This is a genomic window from Streptomyces sp. NPDC127084, from assembly GCF_042724175.1.
Taxonomy (GTDB): Bacteria; Actinomycetota; Actinomycetes; order Streptomycetales; family Streptomycetaceae; genus Streptomyces.
On record NZ_JBHXFA010000288.1, the window covers coordinates 1 to 4071 of the forward strand.

The 4071-nt window shown below is 70.7% G+C and carries 4 protein-coding genes; 2 read left to right on the forward strand and 2 right to left on the reverse strand.

Going from position 1 to position 4071, the window contains the following annotated elements; all coding sequences use genetic code 11:
• Positions 1 to 33: 33 nt before the first annotated feature.
• Both ACFWI9_RS33230 and hemE read right to left on the reverse strand, forming a co-directional pair.
• A complete protein-coding gene (locus ACFWI9_RS33230) occupies positions 34 to 1197 on the reverse strand; it encodes an acyltransferase family protein (RefSeq protein WP_387168732.1) in 1164 nt (387 codons plus the stop codon).
• Positions 1198 to 1221: 24 nt separating this feature from the next.
• Entirely contained in the window at positions 1222 to 2322 is a 1101-nt protein-coding gene (gene hemE, locus ACFWI9_RS33235) for a uroporphyrinogen decarboxylase (protein ID WP_387168735.1), read from the reverse strand.
• An 89-nt stretch (positions 2323 to 2411) separates the two neighbouring features.
• Here hemE and ACFWI9_RS33240 point away from each other — a divergent pair, with 89 nt between their 5' ends.
• Both ACFWI9_RS33240 and ACFWI9_RS33245 read left to right on the forward strand, forming a co-directional pair.
• Positions 2412 to 3056, forward strand: coding sequence for a DUF3000 domain-containing protein (locus ACFWI9_RS33240; RefSeq protein WP_387168738.1), 645 nt, complete (start codon positions 2412 to 2414; stop codon positions 3054 to 3056).
• Between the two features lie 273 nt (positions 3057 to 3329).
• Complete coding sequence (locus tag ACFWI9_RS33245; RefSeq protein ID WP_242330499.1) at positions 3330 to 3992, forward strand: response regulator transcription factor; 663 nt, start codon at positions 3330 to 3332, stop codon at positions 3990 to 3992.
• Positions 3993 to 4071: the final 79 nt, after the last annotated feature.

Below are 4071 nucleotides of genomic sequence, written 5' to 3' on the forward strand. Positions count from 1 at the left end.
CTCCCTGGTCGGGAGCGGGCGGACCGCCGGAGTTCAGTGCGTCGGGGTCCGTTGCGAGGCGTCTTCGCGTTGCCGTGCGGACTCGGCGACAGCGCGGTTCAACCGGTGCTTCAGCCAGCCGGACACCGGTTTCTCCACCAGGCGGTGCACCAGGTAGGCGGCTACCAGCATGCAGGCGGTGAGCAGCCCGACGAGCAGATACCCGGGTACGTACGGCGCCAGAACGCCGATGATCTCCCAGCCGATCTTCTCGTGCAGCAGGTACAGCGGGTACGTGGTGGCGCCCGCGTATCCCAGCCACCGCCAGTTCATCCAGGACAGTCTCCCGGTGGCGACAAGGGCCATGAGGGCGAAGCAGGCGACGAGGATCAACGCGACCGGCCAGAACGGGATCTGGCGGTCGAAGTGGTCGAGCGTGTTGCGCCAGACCAGGCGGGCGGACGACACGGACGCCCCGAAGCACACCAGCACGATCCCGGTGAGCAGCGGCGTCGGCCGGAAGCGGTACATCAGGTAGAACGCCATACCCGCGATGAAGTACCAGCAGAACGTCGGCATGATCATGACCCGCAGGGCTTCGTCGCCTGTCTTGTGGAAGGCGAGGCCCGCCACGGCCCAGACGCAGCAGAAGACCACCACGCGCCTGTAGGTCAGACCCCGCCAGGCCACGATCGCGAACAGCAGATAGAAGCGGAGCTCCGCGAAGAGGGTCCAGTACACCGCGTCGACCGAGCGGACCCCGAGCGGCTCATTGAGCATGGTCAGGTTGATCAGGATGTCCGGCCAGGGATGCGGGTCCCAGCCTCCCGGCACCAGCAGCAGCACGGCGGAGGTGGTGAGCACAGCGAGCCAGTAGGCCGGGTAGAGCCGACTCACCCGGGATACGAAGAAATCCCCCAACGACCGGCCCCAGCAGCTCATGCAGATGACGAAGCCGCTGATCAGGAAGAACAACTCCACACCGAGCCAGCCGTAGACGGCGAACGGGAAGGCGGTGGGGAAGGTGATCTCAGTGGGAGCCGGCCAGCTCCCTCTCCACGCCAGGTAGTGGTAGGCCACCACCATCAGGGCGGCGAGCAGCCGCAGACCGTCGAGTGCGGCGATCCGCCCGCGCCGAGGCGCGGGCGGATGCGGCGGTGCCGGCTCCTGCTCCCGTTGCGGGCGCGGCAGAGTCAGCGTCGGAACGACTTGCGGCATCGAGCACCGCTTTCTTTGGATCCGTCAGCACGCGGTGTGGCTGTGCACGTACTCCACGAGTCGCGTCAGGGCGTCCGGAGCCGTGGTAGGCAGCACACCGTGTCCCAGGTTGAAGATATGGCCATCGAGCCCGGTAGCGGCGGCGAGCACCTCGCGGGTCTTCGCCTCGATCGCCTCGGGCGAGGAGAACAGGACCGCCGGGTCCAGGTTGCCCTGGAGCGCCTTGCCGGGGCCCACCCGGCGCGCTGCCTCGTCCAGCGGTACCCGCCAGTCGACGCCGACGACATCCGCGCCCGCCTCTCCCATCAGGCCCAGCAGCTCGCCGGTGCCGACACCGAAGTGGATGCGCGGGACACCGTAGCCCTGGACGGCCTCGAACACCTTGGTGGACGCGGACATCACCGAGCGCCGGTAATCCGCGGGGGCCAGCGCCCCGACCCAGGAGTCAAACAACTGCACCGCCGACGCCCCGGCCTCGATCTGCACCTTCAGGAAGGCCGCGGTGATGTCGGCGAGCCGGTCCAGCAGATCGGCCCACAGCTGTGGATCACCGTACATCAGAGCTTTGGTGTGCTCATGGTTACGGGACGGGCCGCCCTCCACGAGGTAGCTGGCGAGGGTGAACGGAGCGCCGGCGAAGCCGATGAGCGGGGTGGCGCCGAGCTCGCCGGTGAGCATACCGATGGCCTCGGTGACATAAGCCACGTCGTCCGGCGTCAGCTCGCGCAGTCGGGCGAGGTCCTCCCGGCGGCGGATCGGCTCCGCGACGACCGGGCCGACACCCGGCTTGATGTCCAGATCGATCCCGATGGCCTTGAGCGGGACGACGATGTCGCTGAAGTAGATCGCGGCGTCGACCTTGTGCCGGCGCACCGGCTGGAGCGTGATCTCGGTGACCAGCTCGGGCCGCATGCAGGACTCCAGCATCGGGATGCCCTCGCGCACCTTCAGGTACTCGGGGAGTGACCGCCCTGCCTGGCGCATGAACCAGACCGGGGTGTGCGGCACCTCCTCGCGCCGGCACGCCTTGATGAAGGCGGAGTCACGGGTGGCGGCAGCCGCCGGGCTCGCGGGCCGGGTGGCGTCCGGGGCGGCGGGAGTCGTGGGAAGGTCGTTGGCGCTCACGCCCAGAATCTTCGCATGTGGGCGCGAGCAGCACGCCCAGCCGGGTGTCCTCCCTGCACGCGGCCCCCGTTCCGCTTACTCTTCCCGGCATGGCTGCGGCTCAGGGACAGTTCTCCGATCATTCCGACGACGCGGAGCGGAACGCCCTCCCGCGTGCGTTCCGCCAAGCAGTGGACGCATTCGCCGCCGCCCGGCTGCGGCCGGAGATCGAGGTGGAGCGCACGCGGCCGCCGCAGCGGCTCGCGCCGCACGCGTACGCCCTGGAGGCGGCGGTCGTCGACGACGACGAGGACCTCGCGGACGGCCGCCTGGTACTGCTGCACGACCCTTCCGGGCACGAGGCCTGGAAGGGCACGTTCCGACTGGTCACCCTGGTACGGGCGGAGCTGGAACCGGAGATGGCGGTGGACCCGCTGCTGCCCGAGGTGTGCTGGTCCTGGCTGACGGGCGCACTGGAGGCGCGCGGCCTTTTCCACGGCGAGGCGGGCGGCACGGTCACCCGGGCCGGCTCGCACTACTTCGGCGCCCTCGCCGAGCGCCGCCCCGCGACCCAGATCGAGATCCGGGCGTCCTGGACCCCGCTCGAGGGCCGCGACGGAGTCCCGGACACGGCGGCGCACCTGGCGGCCTGGTGCGACCTGCTGTGCCAGGTGGCGGGGCTGCCTCCGTCGACGCCTGACGCGTCCTCCGGCGTGGTCTCCCTCCCTCAGCGCCGCGGACCGGACGCGCGGTAAACCGCGGTTTCGCGGTGGGGCGGATCCCCGGAGTGGGTCGATCCCGGACGAGACCCATGCGCGTCCCCTCTACCCCAGACGGACCATGCCCCGGGGGCGCAGGCACACGTACCGCGCAGATGTCTGAATTGCCGGAATTGTTACTCACCAAATCGTGATCATTCTCTAAAGGCGCGCGAGATTGCTGCCGAAGAGGTGGTGACCCTTCAAGCACGGTTCGCCCCGGCTTCATCCCCGAGCCGGCCCCGTCCCCCCCACCTTCCAGGAGGCCTGGTGTCCGTTCTCCTCGAGCAGCCCGCAAGCCTGGTCGCCTACCGCCCGAACAAGCCGACGGCCATGGTCGTCGTGGCCGACCCGCGCGTCCGTTCCACCGTGACCCGCCACCTGTGGGCCCTCGGAGTACGTGACGTCATCGAAGCGTCGTCCATCGCGGAGGCCCGCCCCCGCGTCGGCAATCCGCGCGACATCTGCGTGGCCGACGTCCACCTGCCCGACGGCTCCGGGCTGACCCTGCTTTCCGAGACCCGTGCGGCGGGCTGGCCCAACGGGCTCGCGCTCTCCGCGGCCGACGACATCGGCGCGGTGCGCAACGCCCTCGCGGGCGGGGTCAAGGGCTATGTCGTCACCGGCACCCGTACCAACCTCGGCCACCCCACCCGTCCCGGCGCCGCGCCCATCGGCTCGGCTGCCGCCCGGCTGCACCGCCGTCCCCCCGGCGCCCCGAGCCACCCCGGCGGCTACCGCGAGCTGTCCGGGCGGGAGGTGGAGGTGCTCCGGCTCGTCGCCGAGGGCCAGTCGAACAAGGCGATCGGAGTGTCGATGGGCCTTTCGGCCCTGACCGTGAAGAGCCACCTCGCCCGGATCGCGCGCAAGCTCGGCACCGGCGACCGGGCCGGAATGGTGGCCGTGGCCCTGCGTACCGGCATCATCCACTGAGACGTCCGCACAGGGCTGGCGGGGCGGGGGGGGCGGGGGGGGGCGGGCGCGGGGGGGGGGGGGGGGGAGGGAGGGGCGC

What these genes read in the sequence shown, in the direction of transcription:
- ACFWI9_RS33240 (WP_387168738.1), top strand. Translation starts at nt 2,412, where the DNA reads ATGGCTGCGGCTCAGGGACAGTTCTCCGATCATTCCGACGACGCGGAG.
- ACFWI9_RS33230 (WP_387168732.1), bottom strand. Translation starts at nt 1,197, where the DNA reads ATGCCGCAAGTCGTTCCGACGCTGACTCTGCCGCGCCCGCAACGGGAG.